This is a genomic window from Oleiphilus sp. HI0086, from assembly GCF_001635225.1.
Window position 1 is genome coordinate 12264 of the sequence record NZ_LWFZ01000167.1, and the last position, 21518, is coordinate 33781.

22 protein-coding genes are annotated in these 21518 nt (G+C 45.6%); 8 read left to right on the top strand and 14 right to left on the bottom strand.

The features are described 5' to 3' along the window. Positions 1–11: 11 nt before the first annotated feature. Both A3756_RS02310 and A3756_RS02315 read right to left on the bottom strand, forming a co-directional pair. Positions 12–1109, bottom strand: coding sequence for an alpha/beta hydrolase (locus A3756_RS02310; protein WP_068507721.1), 1098 nt, complete (start codon positions 1107–1109; stop codon positions 12–14). Further along, positions 1109–2920 (bottom strand): lysophospholipid acyltransferase family protein, encoded by a 1812-nt coding sequence (locus A3756_RS02315; protein ID WP_197479448.1) that lies wholly within the window; start codon positions 2918–2920, stop codon positions 1109–1111. The genes A3756_RS02310 and A3756_RS02315 overlap by 1 nt, the downstream gene beginning before the upstream one ends. 182 nt (positions 2921–3102) lie before the next feature. On the opposite strand from A3756_RS02315, the gene A3756_RS02320 reads away from it, so the two are divergent. Both A3756_RS02320 and A3756_RS02325 read left to right on the top strand, forming a co-directional pair. After that, entirely contained in the window at positions 3103–4086 is a 984-nt protein-coding gene (locus A3756_RS02320) for an NAD(P)H-quinone oxidoreductase (protein WP_068507718.1), read from the top strand. A 30-nt stretch (positions 4087–4116) separates the two neighbouring features. Beyond that, positions 4117–5748 carry an acyl-CoA synthetase gene (locus A3756_RS02325; RefSeq protein ID WP_068507716.1) on the top strand — a complete coding sequence of 544 codons (1632 nt, stop codon included), beginning with the start codon at positions 4117–4119 and terminating at the stop codon, positions 5746–5748. A gap of 106 nt (positions 5749–5854) precedes the next feature. On the opposite strand, the gene A3756_RS02330 is transcribed toward A3756_RS02325, so the two are convergent. Beyond that, positions 5855–7558 carry a YdiU family protein gene (locus tag A3756_RS02330; protein WP_068507714.1) on the bottom strand — a complete coding sequence of 568 codons (1704 nt, stop codon included), beginning with the start codon at positions 7556–7558 and terminating at the stop codon, positions 5855–5857. A gap of 312 nt (positions 7559–7870) precedes the next feature. On the opposite strand from A3756_RS02330, the gene A3756_RS02335 reads away from it, so the two are divergent. Both A3756_RS02335 and A3756_RS02340 read left to right on the top strand, forming a co-directional pair. Then, positions 7871–9058, top strand: a complete 1188-nt coding sequence (locus A3756_RS02335) for an acetyl-CoA C-acyltransferase (RefSeq protein WP_068507713.1) — start codon at positions 7871–7873, stop codon at positions 9056–9058. Between the two features lie 91 nt (positions 9059–9149). Further along, a complete protein-coding gene (locus A3756_RS02340) occupies positions 9150–9845 on the top strand; it encodes a tRNA (adenine(22)-N(1))-methyltransferase TrmK (protein WP_068507712.1) in 696 nt (231 codons plus the stop codon). A gap of 141 nt (positions 9846–9986) precedes the next feature. On the opposite strand, the gene A3756_RS02345 is transcribed toward A3756_RS02340, so the two are convergent. Both A3756_RS02345 and elbB read right to left on the bottom strand, forming a co-directional pair. Then, positions 9987–10436, bottom strand: coding sequence for a DUF695 domain-containing protein (locus A3756_RS02345; protein ID WP_068507709.1), 450 nt, complete (start codon positions 10434–10436; stop codon positions 9987–9989). Between the two features lie 103 nt (positions 10437–10539). Then, positions 10540–11196 carry an isoprenoid biosynthesis glyoxalase ElbB gene (elbB, locus tag A3756_RS02350; protein WP_068507707.1) on the bottom strand — a complete coding sequence of 219 codons (657 nt, stop codon included), beginning with the start codon at positions 11194–11196 and terminating at the stop codon, positions 10540–10542. A 245-nt stretch (positions 11197–11441) separates the two neighbouring features. On the opposite strand from elbB, the gene A3756_RS02355 reads away from it, so the two are divergent. Beyond that, positions 11442–12164 carry a hypothetical protein gene (locus tag A3756_RS02355; RefSeq protein WP_068507705.1) on the top strand — a complete coding sequence of 241 codons (723 nt, stop codon included), beginning with the start codon at positions 11442–11444 and terminating at the stop codon, positions 12162–12164. A gap of 38 nt (positions 12165–12202) precedes the next feature. Here the strand turns inward: A3756_RS02355 and A3756_RS02360 are convergent, their stop codons facing one another. Further along, positions 12203–12910 carry a hypothetical protein gene (locus tag A3756_RS02360; RefSeq protein ID WP_156490203.1) on the bottom strand — a complete coding sequence of 236 codons (708 nt, stop codon included), beginning with the start codon at positions 12908–12910 and terminating at the stop codon, positions 12203–12205. Positions 12911–13163: 253 nt separating this feature from the next. Here A3756_RS02360 and A3756_RS02365 point away from each other — a divergent pair, with 253 nt between their 5' ends. Next, positions 13164–14162, top strand: coding sequence for a putative solute-binding protein (locus A3756_RS02365; protein ID WP_068507699.1), 999 nt, complete (start codon positions 13164–13166; stop codon positions 14160–14162). Between the two features lie 21 nt (positions 14163–14183). Here A3756_RS02365 and A3756_RS02370 read toward each other — a convergent pair whose 3' ends face one another. The 3 genes from A3756_RS02370 to A3756_RS02380 are packed head-to-tail and all read right to left on the bottom strand — an operon-like array spanning position 14184 to position 17017. Next, a complete protein-coding gene (locus tag A3756_RS02370; RefSeq protein WP_068507697.1) occupies positions 14184–14447 on the bottom strand; it encodes a FeoC-like transcriptional regulator in 264 nt (87 codons plus the stop codon). After that, positions 14444–16765: a Fe(2+) transporter permease subunit FeoB gene (gene feoB, locus A3756_RS02375; RefSeq protein WP_068552834.1), complete on the bottom strand. Its 2322-nt coding sequence runs from the start codon at positions 16763–16765 to the stop codon at positions 14444–14446. Before feoB ends, A3756_RS02370 begins: the two co-directional genes overlap by 4 nt. A 21-nt stretch (positions 16766–16786) precedes the next feature. Next, a complete protein-coding gene (locus A3756_RS02380; RefSeq protein ID WP_068552836.1) occupies positions 16787–17017 on the bottom strand; it encodes a FeoA family protein in 231 nt (76 codons plus the stop codon). Positions 17018–17268: 251 nt separating this feature from the next. Between A3756_RS02380 and A3756_RS02385 the strand changes: the two genes are divergently transcribed. Continuing rightward, positions 17269–18069, top strand: a complete 801-nt coding sequence (locus tag A3756_RS02385) for a hypothetical protein (RefSeq protein WP_068552838.1) — start codon at positions 17269–17271, stop codon at positions 18067–18069. 9 nt (positions 18070–18078) lie between these two features. After that, entirely contained in the window at positions 18079–18165 is an 87-nt protein-coding gene (locus A3756_RS29150) for a hypothetical protein (protein WP_368664562.1), read from the top strand. A gap of 155 nt (positions 18166–18320) precedes the next feature. Here A3756_RS29150 and A3756_RS02390 read toward each other — a convergent pair whose 3' ends face one another. From A3756_RS02390 to A3756_RS02410, 5 genes are all read right to left on the bottom strand, one after another. Beyond that, on the bottom strand, positions 18321–18665 hold the full coding sequence (locus A3756_RS02390; protein WP_068507691.1) for a hypothetical protein: 345 nt from the start codon (positions 18663–18665) through the stop codon (positions 18321–18323). Next, positions 18662–18979, bottom strand: coding sequence for a tetratricopeptide repeat protein (locus A3756_RS27060; RefSeq protein ID WP_068507689.1), 318 nt, complete (start codon positions 18977–18979; stop codon positions 18662–18664). Before A3756_RS27060 ends, A3756_RS02390 begins: the two co-directional genes overlap by 4 nt. A 173-nt stretch (positions 18980–19152) precedes the next feature. Then, on the bottom strand, positions 19153–19863 hold the full coding sequence (locus tag A3756_RS02400) for a DUF3034 family protein (protein ID WP_068552840.1): 711 nt from the start codon (positions 19861–19863) through the stop codon (positions 19153–19155). 20 nt (positions 19864–19883) lie between these two features. Next, the gene (locus A3756_RS02405) at positions 19884–20501 is read right to left on the bottom strand and encodes a methylamine utilization protein (RefSeq protein WP_082865046.1); all 618 of its coding nucleotides are present in this window, start codon (positions 20499–20501) and stop codon (positions 19884–19886) included. Positions 20502–20651: 150 nt separating this feature from the next. Then, entirely contained in the window at positions 20652–21446 is a 795-nt protein-coding gene (locus tag A3756_RS02410; RefSeq protein WP_068552843.1) for an AraC family transcriptional regulator, read from the bottom strand. Positions 21447–21518 lie beyond the last annotated feature (72 nt).

The window sequence follows — 21518 nt, forward strand, 5'->3', positions numbered from 1 at the left end:
CTCAAGATTGTCTATCTCGTGTAAGCATGGTGGTCTTCAAAAAAGAATGAAAAGCCTTTGACGATACGCCAGACATCAAATACCTGCCTTAAGCTAAAGCATGTATCACCATGGCTAATAAAAGGAGTGACCACTAAATCAACGTCTTTTTTCATCTCGCGTAGTTTGCGGTATAAGAGCTCTGACTGCCCGCAGGGAATGACATTGTCTGCCGCGCCATGCAGCAGAAAAACCTTGGCACTCAAATCATCTAAGCGAGAGACAATATCCAGAGCCTCTAATTCTTCTGATAGAGGCGTTTTCGCTTTCGAAAAAAGTAGTTCCCGGTACTGTGAGTCGCTCAAAACACGATGCACCAGACTCGCTTCACTCTGGCTTAATTGGTCGATGCATTGCCCTAAAGTAATATTACTACCCGGCTCCGGCTTGTTTTCTATATCAAGCAGGGTCGTTTCATTAATATTGTCCTGAATCGCTGCATCCAAGGCTTGTTGTAAAGCCAGGCAATTCTCATTGACCTTCGCCTCCATCACCATTGGGATAATTTTCTTCAGTACAATATAACGCCCATAGGGGTCTGCATCGGTATCGGTCAGCAAGTAGTTCATCACCGAATCAACTTCCGTAAATGCACCAATGGCACACACCGAGATGATTCGGTCTTTAACACGTTCATCCGCTGCAGCAGCCAAACATATGGCACCGGAAAAAGACGGCGCAAGAACACTCAGCCTACCCGAAGAACATAAGTGCGACTGATCCACCAACGCACTTAATATATCTGCAACCAAGTCGATCTGCCGAGGATCAATCTTCAAAGTTTTGATTGACTGAACATCAGGAGAAACCACTCTAAAGCCGACATGACATAGCGACTGACAAAGTGTAACGATACGAGAATCGTCTTTTCCAAAAGGAGACATGCCGTGAAAGAACGCAATGCATCCCTTCGGTTTTATATGCGGTTCATAGACATCAACACTGACGCAGCTGCTATCAATATCACTCCCCTCAAGATAAAGCAGTTCGCTACGGGCAGACTTCTCGCCCGACGCCTGCTCACCATGCAATGTCCACATCACATTCAATGCTTGCCAGGCCGCACGCATTATTTATCTTCCTGTTGTTCAATAACTTCAGGGATATAGCGCTTACGCTTCTTTTCCTTGATCTTACTGACATCGACCATCACTAAACCGTCGATACAATCACCAAAGTCAGGGTCAACACCAAAGCCCAAGAACTTTAGGCCACCCGGTTCACATAGGTCGCTATACTGCTTGTACAAAGTCGGCACGCTACAGCCCATATTCGACAAGATGTTCTTAAGAATCATAAAGTCTTCTTTATAATCCGTACCTGAAAAATTCTGGCTCAAGGCATCAAGCAGATCGTTTGAGAGCAAATAGGGGTGCTTCGATACAGCCTTAGGCCGAGATTCCGTCTCGTCAAAGCTGCCAAAATAAAGAGTGAAGAAGTAAACTAATAAATCTTTTGCTGCTTTAGGCAGGTCGTTCGAGATACTGACCGGACCATATAAGTATTTCACATCAGGGTTCTTGCTTAAGTAAGAACCGATGCCATACCAAAGGTAATCCAAACTTCGTTTGCCCCAATACTTAGGCTGAACAAAACTTCGCCCAAGTTCCGCCCCTTGCTTTAGTAGAGGAAGCATTGACTCGTCATAATCAAAAAGGCTGGCGCTGTATAAGCCCTGAATACCCTGCTGTTCGATAATGTCTTTGGCATTGCCCAGGCGATAGGCACCGACAATCTCCAACTCATTTTCATCCCATAAGACCAATTGACTATAGGACGAGTCATAGTGGTCAATATCACGCCGCTCACCTGTTCCCTCGCCCACTGCGCGAAAGGCAATTTCCCTTAAGCGGCCAATCTCTCTCAATACCGCGCAGCTTCCTTCGTTCTTATAGAGAAAGATCTGTTTATTATCACTGGTCTCACCCAATCGGTTTTGAGAAGCAATAAGCTGCTTAAGTATTTGACGTGATTCAGGGTGAGCAACCGGTGACTGGGTTTGCCATATCCCCTTTTTACCCTTACCCACTTTATAGAGGTGTTTTTTGAACAGTTTGACCTGAGTCTTAACTGGCAAACCACTCTTGGCATAGGTCTCATGAATGACAAGCTTACCGACACGGATCGCAACCGTCTTGCGTGTTTGCTTATACATTTCAGGCACAAGCATCATGGTAGAAAGCGGCTTATAGATCGCAGACACACCGTAAAACAGAGCAGAGTTTGCTGCATCAATATACAAAGGCAACACCGGCGCATTCATTTCTAAAGCTATATCAAGAAAGTCACGACGCCACTTGGTATCCGTCACCCCACTCGGGCGAATACGGGATAATTCTTCACTGGGGAAAAAGATCAGCACACCTTCTCGCTCCAGGTGTTCTTTCAAAGCGACATTACGTGTTTTAGCCGTATTCTCGGAGTAAGGCTGACAAGCCAAAGTAATCGGCGCAAGCGCATCTAACTCATGAACGCCTTCATCGACCACAACACGCACGTCTGACCTTACATCACTTACCAACTTGAATACCGCCGCTGCATCCAGAGTACCTAAAGGATGATTGGCGATAATCACCAAGCGGCCTTCAGTCGGAATTCGTTCTTTCTCATTCCAAGGCGTCTGAAAGGAAAACTCAAAGTGCTGAAGAATCTGCTCGACAAACTCAACACCTTTAAGGTGAGGATGATCTCGCAGGAAAGAGTCTAAGGTTTTTCGTGAACGAGATAGTGAGCTAAGCGGTGCTCGTAATATCTCGGGAATCCCACCGTTTTTATCGGCAAGGCCATCATTGCTAGACATGCGCTCGACAGCAGGTTGAAGTGTACCGTTTGTTTTCTCACTATCTACTGCCTTGTTAACCAACAAGCTCTGAAAACCCATACCTAGACTCCTGTGTTTTTAGGCAGGATAGTAATTCAGTGTGAAGCAAATGTGACGCTTTGGTGTCAGTTTGATGTCAATGGGATCACCACGGAACACAGTTGATAAACTTGACCCTAACCCGGTAGCCCTTTAAATTGCTTGCCTACTCATACGAATTCGCCACGAACAAGAGAGCCAAAATGAAATATATCGACACCCCAAACTTCGGCGCACCTGATGTCATGCAAGTTGCTGAAGGCGAACGCCCTGGCATTCAAGAAAATGAAGTACTGGTGAAGGTAGCAGCAGCCGGCGTTAATCGCCCTGACGTGATTCAGCGACAAGGCAACTACCCGGCCCCAAAAGATGCGTCACCCATATTGGGTTTGGAAGTAGCCGGTGAAGTGGTCGAAGTCGGTTCTGCCGTTACTACCTTAAAACAAGGCGATAAGATTTGTGCACTCACCAACGGTGGTGGCTATGCCGAGTATGTAAATGTACCAGAAAGCCAATGTCTACCCGTTCCTGAAGGCTACTCAATGGTGGAAGCAGCAGCCTTGCCAGAAACCTTCTTTACAGTGTGGTCAAACGTGTTTGATCGCGGTCAGCTGAAAGCGGGCGAGACCTTTCTTATTCATGGCGGTACCAGCGGCATCGGTACCACGGCGATTCAACTAGCCAAAGCGATGGGCGCAAAAGTCTATGCCACCGCAGGCAGCGATGAGAAAGCAAAAGCCTGTGAAGCGCTGGGTGCAGAGCTTGCAGTGAACTACAACGAACAAGACTACCTGCCCACTATCAAAGACCACAATGACGGCAAAGGCATCGACGTAATTCTTGATATGGTTGGCGGTGAGTATATTCAGAAGAACCTCTTCCTCGCCGCGATTGAAGGCCGTATTATCAATATTGCTTATCTTCAAGGCCCGATCAACAAGGTAAACTTCTTGCCCGTGATGCTAAAGCGTTTAACGCTGACCGGCTCGACGCTACGTCCTCAATCTTTGGACGCTAAGGCCGCAATTGCGCAACAGCTAAAAGAAAAAGTCTGGCCGCTGCTAGAGAACAAAACCATTAAGCCTGTGATCGCCAAAACCTTCGCACTCGAAGATGTTGTTGAGGCGCATACTCTAATGGAAAGCAATGCCCATATCGGCAAAATTATTTTAGACCTTTCACACTAAGCACTCATTCCACAAAGAGAACAGCGAAACATGCAAGCGCCTATCAAGCCCGAGACAATCAATGATCTGGACCTGTCGAAAGACTTCAATATAGGCCTTGCGTGCACGCGCCCTCAAATTCCCAACTTTGATATGCAGTCTACCGCGCTCATCGTTGACCATGGCGATGAGAGTAACGAATTACATCAAGCTTATTCTTATCAGCAACTCGATAAGGCATCCAACCAATGTGCTGCACGGTTAAGTGAATTGGGCTTGATAAAGGGTGACAGGGTCATGCTTTGGCTACCGAATGTTATCGAGTTCCCGATTGCCTTTTATGGCACAGTTAAGCTTGGCGGTATTGCGGTGCCCAGCTCTATTCTGCTTAGCGGCGACGAGATTGATTACCTGGCGAAGGACTCTGGTGCCAAAGTGCTGATCACCACCGCTGCGCTGGCCGAGAAGCTACACCTGGATACACTAGAAGAGTCAGAGTTGGCTCATGTTTTGATTATCGACGAACTCGCCGAGACCGCCAGCACAAGTAGCAAGATTAAGTTTCAAAGCTTTGCAAACTTACTAGCAAGTTCATCCGATGACGAAATCGCAGTCAATACCTGCTATAACGACCCGGCCTACTTAGTCTACACCTCTGGCACCACGGGTTATCCAAAAGGCGTATTGCATGCTCACAGGGCTTTGCTGGGTCGCTTACCCGCGGCCTACCATTGGTTTGATTACCAAAGCGATAAAACTGACCGCATTCTGCATTCGGGTAAGTTCAACTGGACCTACGTACTCGGCACCGCCATGATGGACCCGATGCTGCTAGGCAAAACCGTCGTTGTTTATAACGGCGATGCCACGGCAGAAACCTGGCCGAAGCTGATCGCCAAGCACCAATGCACAATCTTTATCGGTGTACCAACCATTTATCGCCAGATCATTCAGAAAACTGAATTTTCAGCTAAAGATGTACCGACACTTCGCCACTGTATGTGTGCAGGCGAGCATCTTTCAGATGAAATGCTTGGGTTATGGCAAGACCGCTTTAATCAGGATATTTACGAAGCTATCGGCATGTCTGAATGTTCTTATTATTTATCGCATCACCCTGCTCGCCCCATTCGCCCGGGCTCTGCGGGTTGCCCTCAGACCGGGCATAAAATACATCTACTCGATGAGAACTTAGAGCCAGTCAAAGACGGTGAAGAAGGCATGCTTTGTATCGACGAGCAAGACTTAGGACTGTTCATTGAATACTGGCAACTGCCGGACACCACACAAGCCACACGCAAAGGCGGCTATTTTCTCACCGGCGACTACGCCAAACGAGACGAAGAAGGCTATGTTTGGTTCCTCGGTCGACGTGACGACATCATCAACAGCTTTGGCTTTCGTATTTCACCCCACGAGATTGAACGGGTATTGAAAACCCACCCCGACGTCGCTGATTGTGTCGCTCTCGAAGAAGAGATCGGGCCAGATAAGAACTTGGTCGTGGCGAGCGTCATTCGCCATGAAAGTAGCACGCTAGATGAAACAAGCCTATTAGCCTTTGCAAACGAACATTTGGCTCAATATAAAGTACCTAAAAAGATTTACTTCACCCAACTGTTCCCCCGAACGGCCAACGGCAAAGTGCTTCGCAAGCAAATGAAGGCAGATTTAAAGAACTAAATACGCCTTAATAAAGTAAGCAAACCTCTAAGCAACAGGTAGTGTGTGTCTTCACTGGCTATTGTCACAAGTACTTGAAATTGCTTAGCGCGTTGCGCTTATTCGATTAGGACGAGCAACTATAGTGCGAGACACCGCCAGCCCCGAAAAAGACCTCGGGCTTCAAACGGTAGAATTTATTTTTCACCTCTAATGTCTGCTCATCGTATGGTTTGCTCAACACGTCTTGTAATTCCTTTACGAGCGTATAGTCACCTTTCATCGCCTGTTGATACGCTGGCACGACCAACCATTCACGCCAGGTGTATTTTGGGTTGACGCGCTTCATCTGTAACGACAGAGCTTCGGCGCCCTCCTCAATGTTTATCAGCCCTCTCCAGGTCTGTAACCACTGCGACCATGCTTCTTCCTTTTCATCACTCAGGTCTTTATAGAAGCTTTTCTTAAGCGTCGAGACATCTTCAGGAAGCTCTGACAGCTCGCGGAAGAAGAGGGTGTAGTCAACAGAGGTTTGAACCATTAGCTTTAAAAGCTGATTGAATAGCGTTCCATCAAACTTATTAAGCCCCAGCTTAGACGCCCACATTGATTCCATTTTCTCTTGAATCACAGCAGTGAAGCCTGAGCGTATCTCATTAAGCTTTTCTAATACATCGGGCTTCGATGCAACAAGGGGTCGCAATGCCGAGCAGAAACTCTCAAAATTTGCCTCGGCAGCAGCATGTTGATTGAAAAACGAAAAGTGATGCCCGCCACCACTCCAAGGCTGATAAAACGGTTCAAACACTTCGCAGAACCCGAATGGACCATAGTCAAGGGTATACCCCCCCGCTGCGCAGTTGTCACTATTGAAGTTGCCTTGGCAATAACCTACGCGAAGCCAGTTTGCGACAAGCGCGCTTAAACGCTCACGAAACTCGCTAGCCAACCGCAGTAATTTATCTTCGAACGATAGGTCTTCATTGATCTCACTTTTGTATTCACGATCAATCAAATGCAAAACGATCATCTTTAACTCTTCGAGAGCTTTTGGATGAGCCTTGCTACGCGCTCGACGAGCAAACAGTTCAAGCTGCCCGACCCGTAAGAAAGACGGTGCGACACGTGTTGAAATTGCAACCGGGTTCGATACCATAATATCCGGATCTTGGGAGTAAGAACCTTCAGAATACCATGGGCGATCAACGGTCTCTGAGCCAGATACATAAAGGCATAAGGACCTAGATGTTGGCACCCCTAGTTGGTGCATATGCTCCTGAACCAGAAATTCTCTAATACTCGAGCGCAGCACTGCTCGCCCATCCGCACCACGACAATATGGCGTTCGCCCACCACCCTTTAGCTGCATCTCCCAACGCTGACCATTGATGACAGCCTCAAGGACAGATACTGCACGGCCATCCCCGTAACCGTTGCCTGTGCGGAACGGACACTGTTGAATGTACTCCGTGCCATAAATCGACAGCGCATAGCCAGTTGCCCAAGCTGTTTGTCTCATAGGTTCTGGCACATGCGACATATCACCAGAGAACAAACGACGGAAGCCTTCCGTTTCCACCAAATTGTCGTCAAAACCCAGTTCGCTGAAAAACTTCCTGCTGTGAGCGACATAGTCAGGCTCAGGAATAGGCGTCGGCTTTACAGGGACATAATGTCCCGAAAAAACTTGTCGAGGCGCGTAATCATCCCCACTGGCCGTCGCCTGAGGGTCGCACCGAAGGTTATTCATTAGTGAATAGTCGGCTAATTTAGCCAGTTCATCGAGATTCGTTATGGGAGTAGATATATCATTAAGCTGCTTGTTAGCCATATTAATTGATGAACCTTTTCTAATTACTCTAAATCTGAGGAGATACCTTGTCTCAAACTATCACATTATCGACCTAAACCGAAAACACTTGGCACTCTGTGTAAGCTAATTGCTTGGTGTCCTCTACAGGTAAACCGCAAGCCTTTACCTTTCCTTACAGCAAACAAATTGGTTCAAAAACGAGATCCTTGATACAATCTGCGACCGATTTGGTGGGCTAAGGTCACTATCCTTGGCTTCGTTTGTATTTCCGGCACCTCACGAGGGTGCACTCTTTGTGGCTCGGCCACGAGTAAAACGTAAGAGGCTAATATGTCTAAGCAAGATTCTGTTGTAATTGTAAGCGGTGTTCGTACACCAATGGGTGGTCTTCAAGGTAGCCTGTCTACTGTTCCTGCGCCTGAGCTAGGCAGCATCGTTATCAAAGAAGCGGTCGAGCGTGCGGGCCTTAAGCCTGAAGACGTACAAGAAGTGATCATGGGTAACGTATTGCCAGCCGGTCTTAAGCAAGGCCCAGCTCGCCAGGCAATGCGTCAAGCAGGCCTACCTGATGCAACGGGTGCTACCACAATCAACAAGCTTTGTGGTTCAGGTATGAAAGCGGCGATGATGGCACACGATGCGATCAAGGCAGGCACTAACGATGTAATGATTGCTGGCGGCATGGAGTCTATGTCTAACGCTCCTTATATTTTGCCAACGGCTCGTAAGGGCTTCCGCATGGGTCACGGTGACCAAGCAATGGATCACATGTTCCTAGATGGTTTGGAAGATGCTGAAACAGGTCGTCTAATGGGTTCTTTCGCACAAGAAGTTGCAGACAAGAAAGGTTATACACGTGAGCAGATGGATGACTATGCGATCCAATCACTTACTCGTGCAAAAACTGCAACGGAAGAAGGTTTGCTAAAAGCTGAAATCGTTCCAGTAACCGTTAAGTCTCGCCGTGGCGATACTGTGGTTGAGCACGATGAGCAGCCATTCAACGCTAACATCGAGAAAATCCCTAGTCTTCGCGCAGCTTTTGCTAAAGATGGTACCATCACTGCAGCGAATGCTTCATCAATCTCAGATGGCGCATCAGCACTTGTTCTAATGCGTGAAAGCGAAGCTGAAGCACGTGGCCTTAAGCCTGTTGCTCGTATCGTTGGTCATGCTACGCAATCCCAGCACCCAAGTGAATTTACAATCGCTCCTGTTGGCGCAATTGAAAACTTGTTTGCTAAGACAGGCTGGACTAAAGAAGATGTTGATTTGTATGAAATCAACGAAGCCTTCGCAATGGTTGCAATGATGCCTATCATTGACCTAGGGCTTGACCCAGAAACGGTGAACATCTTCGGTGGTGCATGTGCACAAGGCCACCCTGTTGGTTCAACAGGTTCACGTTTGTTGGTTACCTTGATCAACGCATTGAAAGTGAAAGACAAGTCTAAAGGTGTTGCTGCACTATGTATTGGTGGTGGTGAAGCAACCGCTATGGCGATTGAGTTGATCTAAGCTCAGCGTTCATACTAAGAACAGCGCTACAGCAGTACTAAAAAAGGGTCGCAAATATGCGGCCCTTTTTATTATTAATGGAATCAAAACTTTGAAGCTCGGTAAACGCCTAAAAAAACTCAATGAGATGTGCCTAAATAACTACGAGCACATCTGGGATTGCTGCTGCGACCACGGTTTATTGGGAATCAACCTGCTTGATCGGCAAGCCGCACCCACAATTCACTTTGTTGATATTGTTCCAGAGCTCATTGAAGCCTTGAACCTGAAGTTAGTTGAGCTCTTTCCGGCGACTCCTAACAACCAAACATCTTGGAAGACCTATTGCAGCGATGCCTCCCAGTTACCTTTAGACAAACATCAAGGCAAACATTTGGTCATTATTGCTGGTATAGGTGGTGACGAAACGATGAGCCTGATCAACCAGCTTCATCAGAAGTTTCAAAACCTTGATATCGATTATCTGCTCTGCCCTGTTTATCACCAATATGCACTTAGGCAGCACCTCATTAAGCTCGATTTTTCTCTGCTTGACGAACAACTGGTGAAAGAACGAAAGCAGTTTTATGAAATACTGCATGTTTCTTCGTGTAGTGGTTTAAAGAAGGAAATATCTCCGGCGGGTAGAAAAATTTGGCAGGGTGAAACGGAAGTTCAAGCTGAGATTGCCCATGAGTATCTGGCGCGCGTTCTATCTCACTACAAAAAATCCCGAATTAATCACGGAGATAAAGTCGATGAGGTCATACGCGCCTATGAGCTTTGCGCTGAACATATACAAGCATAAAGAAGTTGTGGGCAGAAGGTTCCACCCCTCACTTACTCAACCCAACAAGAAACATTGTACTGATTCACCAGCGAGCCGAGGAAAGCACTGCCTACAAAACGATTGCTGTTTTCAATCGAGTCTGACCCCATTGAAACGCTTTTACCTAAAGCTCTTAAGGTAAACCTCTGACATCTTCCAATCTTCATCAGGGTCGATTGTATAGCTGAAGGGGCGTGGCGTGGTATCCGCTTCGATAATACTCTTTATTAATTCGTCAGCTTGAACCGGGTTGTAGACTCTAAAAAGTAACTCTCGCGTCTTATTCCAGGTAATTCTCGCTAAAGGCACAGCATTCCCGCCGGCTCGAAGGTCAACGTCCAATTGCTGGCAAAAAGGCTCAATTTCTTTTGCTTCCTCTGGAAGTGTCAAGCCTTGTTCATCTTCGGTGTCTAATTTAAGAATCAGTGATAACTGCCAAGCATAGAGTTTACGCGGCTCGTCCTCAAAAGTGGCCAGTGTCGTGTTCACCGCAGCATAGACTTTTGCACCCATATCTTCACGGTGGATGACTTGGTAACTCGGCTCAGGAATAACAAACTTACTACTCACGTGTTTTCTCTCTTTGGTTCGATAATGGTCTCAGACTCAATTTCTATGAGCAACATTAACGACTCATGCCCGAGCTTGCAAGAGTCTTTCAATCACGCTAAAGCTACAAACGCTGTATGACTATAGAAACCAGCTTCTCTATACCTGAAGCTGCCTGACTAATCCGGCTCGCCAGCATATAGGCAGGAGTGGACACAGTATTATTGGCCTCATCAATAACGCAATCATCAACGGCGCAGGTTTGATGCTCTCCACCCATAGCAGTGATTGCCTCAGAGGTATCGGCATCATTTCCGATTGTACACTTCACTCCGTGGCCAATCAGCTTCGGCGCCAATGCCGGCGCAATACACACAAGCCCAATTACTTTTTGTTGACGGTGAAAGGCCTGAGCAAACTCAGCGACTTGCGAATTAACCTCCATATCGGTACCCGCTACCGCAAAGTTGGATAGATTTTTAGCCGCGCCAAAGCCTCCGGGGAAAATAAGCCCTGCATAATCTTCAGGTTTAGCCTCTGACAGGTCGATGATATCTCCGCGAGCCAGGCGTGCAGACTCAACGAGTACATTCCGAGTCTCATTCATCTCTTTACCCGTCATGTGATTAAGCACATGCATCTGATCAATATTCGGAGCCATACACTGATACGCAACCCCTGCTCGATCAAGTGCCAACAATGTCAGTGTTGCTTCATATATTTCAGAGCCATCGAATACACCACAGCCAGACAACACCACCGCAACTTTTTTATCGCTCATAAACCTTTCCTTCAGTTAGTCAATTGCCAGACAAAACTTTCATCGTTATTTCGAGTCTAGCAAGTCCATTCGAGTACAACAAAACATCGTCTTGATCTATATCAATTTATTGTTAGAAGAACCGCATATCGCCTGATAGGGCTTTAGCGAAGTAGCGGGTTGCTTAGATCGTTATTTACTATGCTCCGTTTAGTTCATATTATGTTCGCCAATTCGCTTCTCTTTAGACTAAGGAACACGGCCAGATGCAAAAGAATTTATGGCACGAGATTGAAAAACACCCGGAAATCAGAGTTGGTCAGTATATTGTGCCAAACTTTGTTTCAAACTCTATCGCGATCAAAACAAGTGATTCAGACATCGTGATTATCAGCCCTGGTAAATCTTTGATCGATGCCTTTCCCAAAGAATGGCTAAATGAAGAGCTCTGCATGCACCTGGTGATGCCAAACAGTTTTCACTATATGGGCGTTCAAGCCTGGCGAGATGCTTTTCCGAAACATCGCTTGTATGCAAGTAAAGGGGCGATCAAGCGTTTAGTTAAACAAGGGGTAGCTAGTTCAGAAAGCGATATCACTGCACTGGAAAGTGAGTTACCGCCACTGCCATTTAATTACTCTGTACTGATTCCACCAGGTCACCGGGGTCATGATGCCTGGTTTAAAAAGCACGATAAAGACTCGCAAACCAGCTTATGGATTACTTGTGATAGCTTTTTGAACTATGAACGCATGTCTAACCAGCCGATTGCAAAAGTCATGCAGAAAGTGCTTGGCGCTGCACCGGGTTTAAAAATGAGTCAAGTGATCAAGTGGTTTCTTCTTGACGATAAGGCCACGTTTAAACAGTGGGCATTGAAGCAAATAGACAATGACCAACCAGCAATCTTAATTCCAAGTCATGGAGAAGTGTTAGCCTCAGCAGAACTACCAATGAAACTTATTTCCCTGTTAAATAAGCGCTTATAACCGGCCTTTAGATAGTCACTGAGCCGCTATCATTTCAGCTAGTACTTGCAATAGAGTTTTTTAATTTCCTGCTGAAATTCGCGCTCTTCTCTTGGCAGATAAAGCTTATACTTGCGCTGAATAATCTCTCGGCGCACGATATAGTCACACCAATAAGCTTTGTTCTCGGGCATCCACTGGGTCGGCGACTTCCCTGCGCGGGCTTTTTTGCTCATGGAAGCTACCGGCACGATGTTATCTGAATCGCTCACCAGCTCCATACGTTGAGCATGAGACCAGTACGCACCACCGTAACGGTGGGCTTCTCTATAGCTCACCAACTGATCTAGTGCGATATCACCTAACTCAGTAATAACTTCGGTGGTATAGGGGTCAAGCCATTCGCCTTCGACAACGAAAACACAGTCACCTTTTTTGGCATAGCGAATATCGACTGTACTCGCTGTTGCCAGCGCTTGTGTATAAGCTTTTTGGCAACTTCGTGTTCTAGGTTGCCAATCTCTTGGGGAAAAAGGCCGGTCTTTCGCAGCAGCTGCCTCGGTTCCTTTATGAATTGTAAAGCAAGGCTCCGCATAACACTTATACTCACCTTTCTCATAATAGCCACCAATAAAGTCCAGCCCTTCGGGAGGCTCGGCACCAACCAACGAGGATGCACAAGCCAACACGCAATATATAACAAGACGAAGACTCTTCCTGCATTCGCGCATACAGCGACCCTTGATACTCGAAACAGCCCTACTCATCCATACCTCTTGCGTATTCTATCCATATTACATCACTCGCCAGGAGATTCTCTTACTCCAAGTCTATAGCGCGGAACCTTAAACCTTCCTCTGTAATTTGTTAAGTGCTTTAAGTCATAGTTGTGAAACGGATATAAAGTCTCTTTCGTCGTTAAGCAAAGAATTCGACCTGATTCACTGCATAGCTTTCAATGCTGCGATACAATAGCGCCTATATTTTTTACACCGAAGCAAATACGGACTGCTTTTCACAATGTTCCCTAGATTTTTCATTATATCGCTACTTTCTCTTTTCTGCGTCAGCGCTCATTCAGCAAAACTCGAGCAGAAAACTGTTTGCACATGGGACCCAGTTGGCCAGAACGGCCCAGTCATTGCATTCTTCTCAGACCTTACCCCGATTGCCCAAACCTGGGGGCTCGACCTGTCATTTATTGCTTATGAAGATGAAAATCTTGTGGCTTCAGATCTTAAGGAAGGTAAGTGTGATATCGGCATCGTTACTGCAATTCTGTCACGAGACTTTGTACAATTTGCCGGCACTCTCGATGCCATTGGCGGCATTACCTCGGAACGAAAACTTCATAAAACTCTGGCAGCCATTACCTCCCCAAAAGCCGTTGAATTAATGTCGGACGGTGACTATGAAGTCGTCGCTTCACTACCCGTTGGCTCCATGTTCGCTTTCGTAAACGACAAGAAAATTAAAGGAATCAATGACTTTAAGGGTAAAACTCTTGCGGTGCTAAATGGCGACATCCAAACGCGCATGTTTGCAGAACTCTCGGGGGCGGTTCCTATCAAGGTGACACTTTCAAATTTCTCTGAGCATTTTAACAATGGAGGACTGGATATCGTCCTCATGCCCGCGCTAGCCTATAACACCTTCGAACTATATAAAGGTCTTGGCGAGCGAGGGGGAATTCTTGATATACGCTTGTTTTACGGCATGCTCCAGGCTATCTCTATCAAGTCTGAGTTTAGCGAAGACTTCGGTACTAAAATGCGCCACTATATTGTTAACCGGATGAATAATATTTCCACCCTTATTAACAATGCCGAAAAACAGATCCCCAAAAAATATTGGATCAGAACCGACCAGTCGACCAAAGATGAGTTAGAGGATTTCTACAAGAATATTCGTTTAACGCTTAAGGTTACAGATCGCTTTGATGCCCGCGCTTTATCCTTATTATGGAAAATACGCTGCCATACCTCTCCTCATCGAGAAGAGTGCATCATGCCTAAGTAATCGACTCGCCTTACGATAGCACTAGTCACACATTCTGAGAGGGATCGTTGCTAACGAAGACTCGCCCCCCTTCCAGCGGTAGATTTGCATCGATGGCGAGTCGCACTGTCGACATGATATTCCGCAAATATCATTCGCCAGACAATGCTCTACCCGCCCTTTTCTAAGCCAAATATCCAGCATCCCTCTAACGGCCTCGACACTGCTGTCAAAGTGCAAAGCGATATCTTCCAGACTCGCCTGCTGACACTGCTGCAAATACGCTTTTATATCAGACAAAATCATAATAAAGCACCCTCAGGCTGAAGCTTGGACGCGATAGCTTCATCCTCATCGCCCTGTCTTCTTAAAACCACTATGACCAGAGCAAACAAGGCTGAAATAACGGCTAAGTGTGCGGCAGAACTTATAGGATGCTGAGTAAAGGTCGCAAGTTGATAAAACGCGGTGGCATTAAAGTAGGCGACACCTGTTGTCCACAATGCAACAAAGCCCGCCCAGGAACGCCCGGTTTCGCGGACAATTGCACCAATCGTCGCCACACAAGGAAAGTAGAGCAAAATAAATAGCAGATAAGAGAAAGCGCCTGCTTGGCCATTAAAACGTTCGACCATTTCGCCAAAGGTTCCACGGCTCACTTCCTGTGCTTCAGCGGCGGCATCGATATTGCTGATATCGCCCACATCTAAGCCTAAGGGATCAAACAGCATATCCCCTATAGCAGAAAAGTTTTCCGGTACTGTTGCCAATGCTTCACTCAGGCTAGCTCCCAGATCAAAGCCCTGCTCTTGCGCTTCACCTTCGCTCGCTAATTGCCCATATAGTGAATCCAAGGTGCCCACAACGGCTTCTTTAGCTAAGACCCCGGTAAAGATGCCAACCGTAGCAGGCCAATTTTCTTCACTAATGCCCATAGGAGAGAACATCGGCGTAAGCGTTTTGCTCACTTCGCTTAAGACCGAGTCTTCAGAATCTTCATTCCCGAAAGAGCCGTCCGTGCCAATCGAGTTGAGCACATTTAGCGCCAGCACCATCAGAACAATCACCTTCCCGGCATCGCGGATGAAAAGCTTTACTCTATCCCAGGTTCTTAATAATACGGCTTTTAAGGTGGGCAAGTGATAAGGAGGCAGCTCCATCATAAAACCGCTGCTTTCGCCCTGAAGAAGGGTTTTACGCATAATTAAACCCGTTAGAACAGCAACAGCAATACCTGCCAAATAAAGAATAAACACTAGATTTTGACCATTGTCAGGAAAGAAGGCCGCCGCAAACAATACGTATACAGGTAGACGCGCACCACATGACATAAAAGGATTCATCAAAATAGTAAGCTTTCTTTCTCGCTGGTTTTCGAGGGTTCGCGTCGCCATGACAGCGGGAACATTACAACCAAAACCAACGATCATCGGTACAAAGGCTTTACCTGGCAGACCAATCTTACGCATAGCTCTATCCATCACAAAGGCTGCGCGTGCCATATAGCCGCTATCCTCAAGTGCGGATAAAAACAAATACAAGCAAACAATAATAGGAATAAAGGTAGAGACAACCTGAATGCCCCCTCCAATACCATCTGCCAAAAACACCTTGCTCCATTCAGGCAAGCCAAGCAGCCCCATCAGATGCGCAGTGCCATCAACAAAAATTGCACCCACGCCCATATCGAAGAGGTCAATAAAGGCACCGCCAACGTTGATCGTAAAGGTAAACATCGCATACATAACCAGTAAGAATATACCGATTCCCAAGCGCTTCCCGAGTACAATATGGTCTATCTTATCAGATAGATTCTTGCCCACGACACCAGCTTCCTTTATTACCTCTTGCGATAAGCAATGTGCATGATTAAAGCGCCCATCAGCAATATGTATGTCGACGTCTTCCCCGGTTCTTTCTTCAATCTTGCTCTGCCAATGGGAAACCCTTGATAGCAGCTCTTTTTGACCAGCCGATTCAATTGCGCCCAATACAGCGCTATCATTTTCCAAAAGCTTAGTCGCGACCCAGCGTTGTTCGTTTGCTTTAACAGTAGCTGGTAGATAGCCGGAAACGGATAGGATTGCCTGCTCAACCAAGTCTTCATGTACCAGCTCGATTGAGCTCTGCTCGCTGGAACTTAACTCGTACTTGATCGCGCTAGCCAAACCTTTCAAGCCTTCCCCTGTCACGGCGACGATAGGCACCACCGGGCAACATAAGGCTTCGCTTAAGCGTTCAACATCGAGACTAATGCCACGCTTGCGGGCAACATCCATCATATTCAGCGCCACGACCACTGGAACGCCCATTTCTCGTAATTGCACAGTGAAATAGAGGTTACGCTCAAGATTCGAGGCATCAACCACATTAACGATCAGGTCAGCGTCGGCAGAGAGAAGATAGTCCCGGGTAACTTTTTCATCCAGAGACGATGCATCCAGCGAGTAAATACCTGGCAAGTCGACAACGTTTGCCTCGTCTCCTAGCAACTTTGTTCGCCCTGCTTTGCGCTCAACCGTTACGCCAGGCCAATTACCTGTGGTTTGTCTAATTCCTGTAAATTGATTAAAAAGGGCTGACTTACCACAATTAGGGTTGCCACCCAGAGCGATGGTTAACATAGGCTTAGGCCTCTGAAGCTGCTAGCAAGGAGAAACTTTAAGATGACGGGCAATACTATCGCCCAAGGCGATTCTCGTTCCACGATTTGCGAGAACCAAACCGTGTCGGCGACGTTGGAGCAAGCAGACCTCACCACCCACACGCAAACCAAGCCCTATCATTTTTCTGGCAAGGCTTTTACCGCCACTGATCTGTGTAATGGTTGCGTTCTGACCTTCTGATAATCGATCCATACTTAAGCTTTGCGTCATCAAGATTCACCTCACAAACAATAATAGGAATGATTCGTATCTAAAGGCTATCAATAGAACTTAATGAATACCATTGAAGCTTAATAGGAATCAATCTCGTTTGACTTAGATCAATTATTGGCAAGCTTAGGCTGATAAGAGTAGGTAATGACTTACCTCCTATTGGTTATAAAAGAGAGAGCGAAAATTTTCTCAACCCTTTTCCCAATTGAGGTTAGAATAGAAGCTCTAAACCAAAACCGAAGCACTCTATGAGAACCGTCAAAGATTTCCACTTCGTTAAACGCTTACTCAAAACGCTTTATATCAAAGATGTCGTAATAGCGAAGTCCTCTGAAGACCTTGATACGATTCTGGCTCAGGAGCCGCGTTTAATTATCGCGCTAAATCATGGGCCGATGATGGGTGCGCTGGCAGGTTTGGTTGGCCTGGCAGATTCCATGCAAAAGCATGGTGGAGAGAAGCGTTCGCCCTTCGGTATCACCTGGCGAAAGTTTTACGAGCTGCCCATCGCGAAACAATTACTTAGCTTTCTCACGCAGATTAACCACGGAGTAGGTTTTGATGAAGCCTGTGTATTATTACAAGAAGAAGGCTTTACTGATTGCGTTATTATGCCCGAGGGCGAGCTGTGTAATTTTGGCGACGGCGTTGCGGTGCTTCCTTTTCTCAGCCCTCGCTTTATTGAGCTGGCACTCGTTAACCAGTGCCCGGTTTTAATCGCCGTCCATCACGGCTCTGATCGCTGGGCCATGCCAATTAAGTTAGACCGACGCTTAGAGCCTCTATTCAAGTGGCTTCCTCAACATATGCACGAGACGATTAAGCATTCAAGAACACTTAGTATTCCCAAGCCGGTCAAAAAGAAGATTCCCAAGCTGTATATGAGCTTTGCACGGTACCAGCCAAGCCTAAGCTTGAAAACACTGAGCGACAATAAGGAGCAGCGCAATCAGCAACTCCATAAAGAAGCCGAGATTGTTAGAGACAAAATGAAGAAAATGATCTCCCTGATCATCACAGAACGCCGACTGAATGACTTGGTTCATTAAGCCTCTTACATGAGTGATTCGATACAAGGCTTCCTTGTCACACGGCAATGGCGAGATACACCACAAGGCGTGCTGCTCAAGTATTGGTTTTATTAATGCAAAACAAAGTCAAACCATATTTGAATATAAATTCACCATTTCTGTATTGTTAAGTATACGCAAATAATAGTTTCAAAAGATAAAACTGCTTAGAAACACCTCACCTTAACGGTTCACGGAACGACAAATAGGTAAAGTATGTGGTTTGGGTTTTAGTCACTGGAATACATATACCGAGCCTTCCTTTCTCGTACAATTTTGATCAGATTTGCATCACGAATAGCAGCATACCCGTGAACGTTAAGCACTGATAAAAAAATACTATAAAGGCTCTCTGGATTAATTTTCTTGCTGAGCAACATCGAAACTTTTGTTTGACTTCTAACTCGCGGACTAAAAATAATGGTATAGCCAGTTTGCGCGGACACTTCTCTACTCAACTGATATATATCCAGCGTTGAATATTTTGGCGCAGACGCACAAAATGTTGAACCCAGCAGCATTGCTACAACTAACAGGAAGCTATTTGCTCTAAGGCTCAGAATACCGGCTGTCATAGATCTTCTAGTGTATTTTTTATCATTTCCTCAAACGAAGGGTGCGTACGCAACGCTTTTAAAGCGTCATCCTTAGTAGCCTCATCTCGATAGCTATCACTTTTAGCAATTGCGTTAGATAAATAGGAAAGCGCCTCCTCATATTGCTGCAGTGCCGTATAAGCACAGGCAAGCTGATAAAATGCATGTCCATTGTCAGGATCAAGCTCTAAAGCTTGCTGGCATAGGTTTGCGGCCCATTGTGGCTCATTGATTTCTAATACCGCATCCGCCTTGTAGGTCAAAGCTTCACAGTCATCGGGCTTGATCTTCAAAATGTCATCATAACTTGAGATTCGATTGCTGGGGCTTGTATCTTGTCCCGCCCTGAGCCAAAGAGATTGAACCTCTTGCGTAAGCGCCAGCGCTTTTCGGTTATCATCAATGTCTGAACTTTTCTGGCTGAGCTGATCCTCAAAGCTTTGTAAACGATGCTCATACTCGAGAACTAGTTTAGAAATTTGCTCATCTGCGATCGATTGAACCTAAACTCAACACCCAAAGCAACGTTGTTACCGACGAAAACGCCCAGCGCTGTTTCGAATAAAAACTTAGACCTTGCATTATCGCCGCCGTAACCGAGCAAACCGAGTTCATTTGCATTACTGTAGCGAATATTCGCATTCACAAAGCTAGTATGATGAAACAATCCGTCGATCCACGCTTTTGCAGCACTTAGATAGAAATCAGTTCCGCTGCTATCTTTAGCGCCAACAAGATTGATCACACCCGCATCAATGAGTCTTTTTTGCTGTGTACCGATACTGATTACCGGTAATGTGTCATAAACCAAATCGCCAAAAAGTCGAACCTTCAGACCAATAATATTTTGTCTCACCGATTGCGATAATGCATCAACATAAAAGTCCTGATGAGCGAAGCTGAATTCGATACGGTCTCGAAAATTAATCAAAGCTCCGTGCACGCTCATATTATAATCATCAACGTCCACTTCACTTGCGACTATGCTGAAACCTAGCTCGTCTCTAGTAGCGTCCCCCCCTAACGGCGCCCAAGGAATTAAACCTCCTCCTGCACTACCTTCGATAGAGGTAACACCCGAAGTACCCAATAACTTACTACCCGCTGCATTAACAGAGCTTGTAAAAAACAAGATCAAAATTACTAATGCAATACAGAATTTCGGAGCATAATTCATTCTTCTATCTCACTTGGTCGTCAGCGCCAGCGCTTCTTATTAAACTTAGTATTTTTCGTTGATTTGATCTCAATGACTACGGTTTGTGGAGAATTCACATCAAACTCAGACACCTTAAGAGGCTTTGCAGTGTTTTTTAACAGAGGGTGCCATACAAAAAACTCTGATGGCACTTTTTCCGGCACAGCCAAACTCGCTCGACCTTTACTGTCTGTTTTGCTTGCATAAGGTGTATCTATAACCAAAATATACCCAAGCATTGAATCGTGTATATTGCACCCTAGTGCCACGACGCCTGGCGTTTCAAACTTGATAGGAGATTCCGGCTTGTCGGCGTAAAGCTTTATTTCAAAGCGCTTTGGCTCTGAAAACGAATAAACATGATGTCTAATATTGTCGCTATTCGGAAAGCTCACTAAATCACCGACCTGAGCAATCAATACATGAGGGGCGAATTGCCTATTTTTCTGATCCATTATCAAGTTCGATGGAATACGCTTATTGCCAGACAAGGAAGCATATTCAGATTCGACTTGAAAATAAACGACACCATCGACAAGTGCTTGGCCATTTTGATCTTGAAGCGTTATATCGACAATTCCAGCAGCCTGACAGATATTAAATGACAGCCATGTCACGATGAAGATAAAACCCCGATCGAATGTATAAAGATTTGTAGACATAAGCGAAAATAAAACTAACTGGCAACATTATTAGAGTTTAGAACGAACAGTCTAGACCATGTGATGAAACTCTGTTTTGTTATAAATACTTGGCTAAGCAATTGTCTAACTCGATTGAGCGGTCATATTACGAAAAGAAAGCGGCGTCATGCCAAAACGTTTTTTAAACTGCCTGTGAAAGTGACTGAGATTATTGAATCCTATGTCTAGGGCAATGCGAGTAATGTCCTTTTTAGAAAACGCGAGTTGCTTTGCAGCATCATCGAAACGCAGTTGCAGAACAAACTCAATTAGACTGAACCCATACTTCTGCTTGAATTTTCGTGTAAGCTGGCTCCGAGATACTGAAAACCTCTTGCTCAAATCATCTAAATTGATATCTTCGACATAATGCCGTCTGACCCATGCAGTAATGTGATCAATATGATCGAAACTGATTTTAGAAAGAGCTGTGTCTTGATGCAGCCTCTCCATATGTAGAAGCAGCATTTTTATAAAGCAGTTTTCCGCAAATGATTGGTTCAAAAGAGAAGGTGACATCGAGAGTGCATCAACTTCTTGAATGCATCTTTCTAGATTGTCGCCCTGATCATTATTGGAATGAGACAGTGTCGTTTCTTGCTTTAGTTTTTCTATAAAGTCGTTATTGCATGGCGAACGCATTAAGTCGAGTGTGGCGGGTTTGATACAAGCAAGCAGTACTTCGCTACATGCTGACTCGCCATCAAAAATGGTAATTTTATGCACCATATTACAAGGAATAAAGATCGCGCTTCCTTGTTTTAGTGTATATGTTGCTAGACTATCTTCAATTAATAAGCCCCCACTCAAGCAGACGAGAAACTCATGCATATTATGTGCATGTTCTTTTATCGCCCCTCTTATAAGCGTTTTTTTCATCCAAAACATATCTTACCCGAAAGTACATAATTTAAATCAGAAAGTACAAGAACCAATGATATAGAAATAATA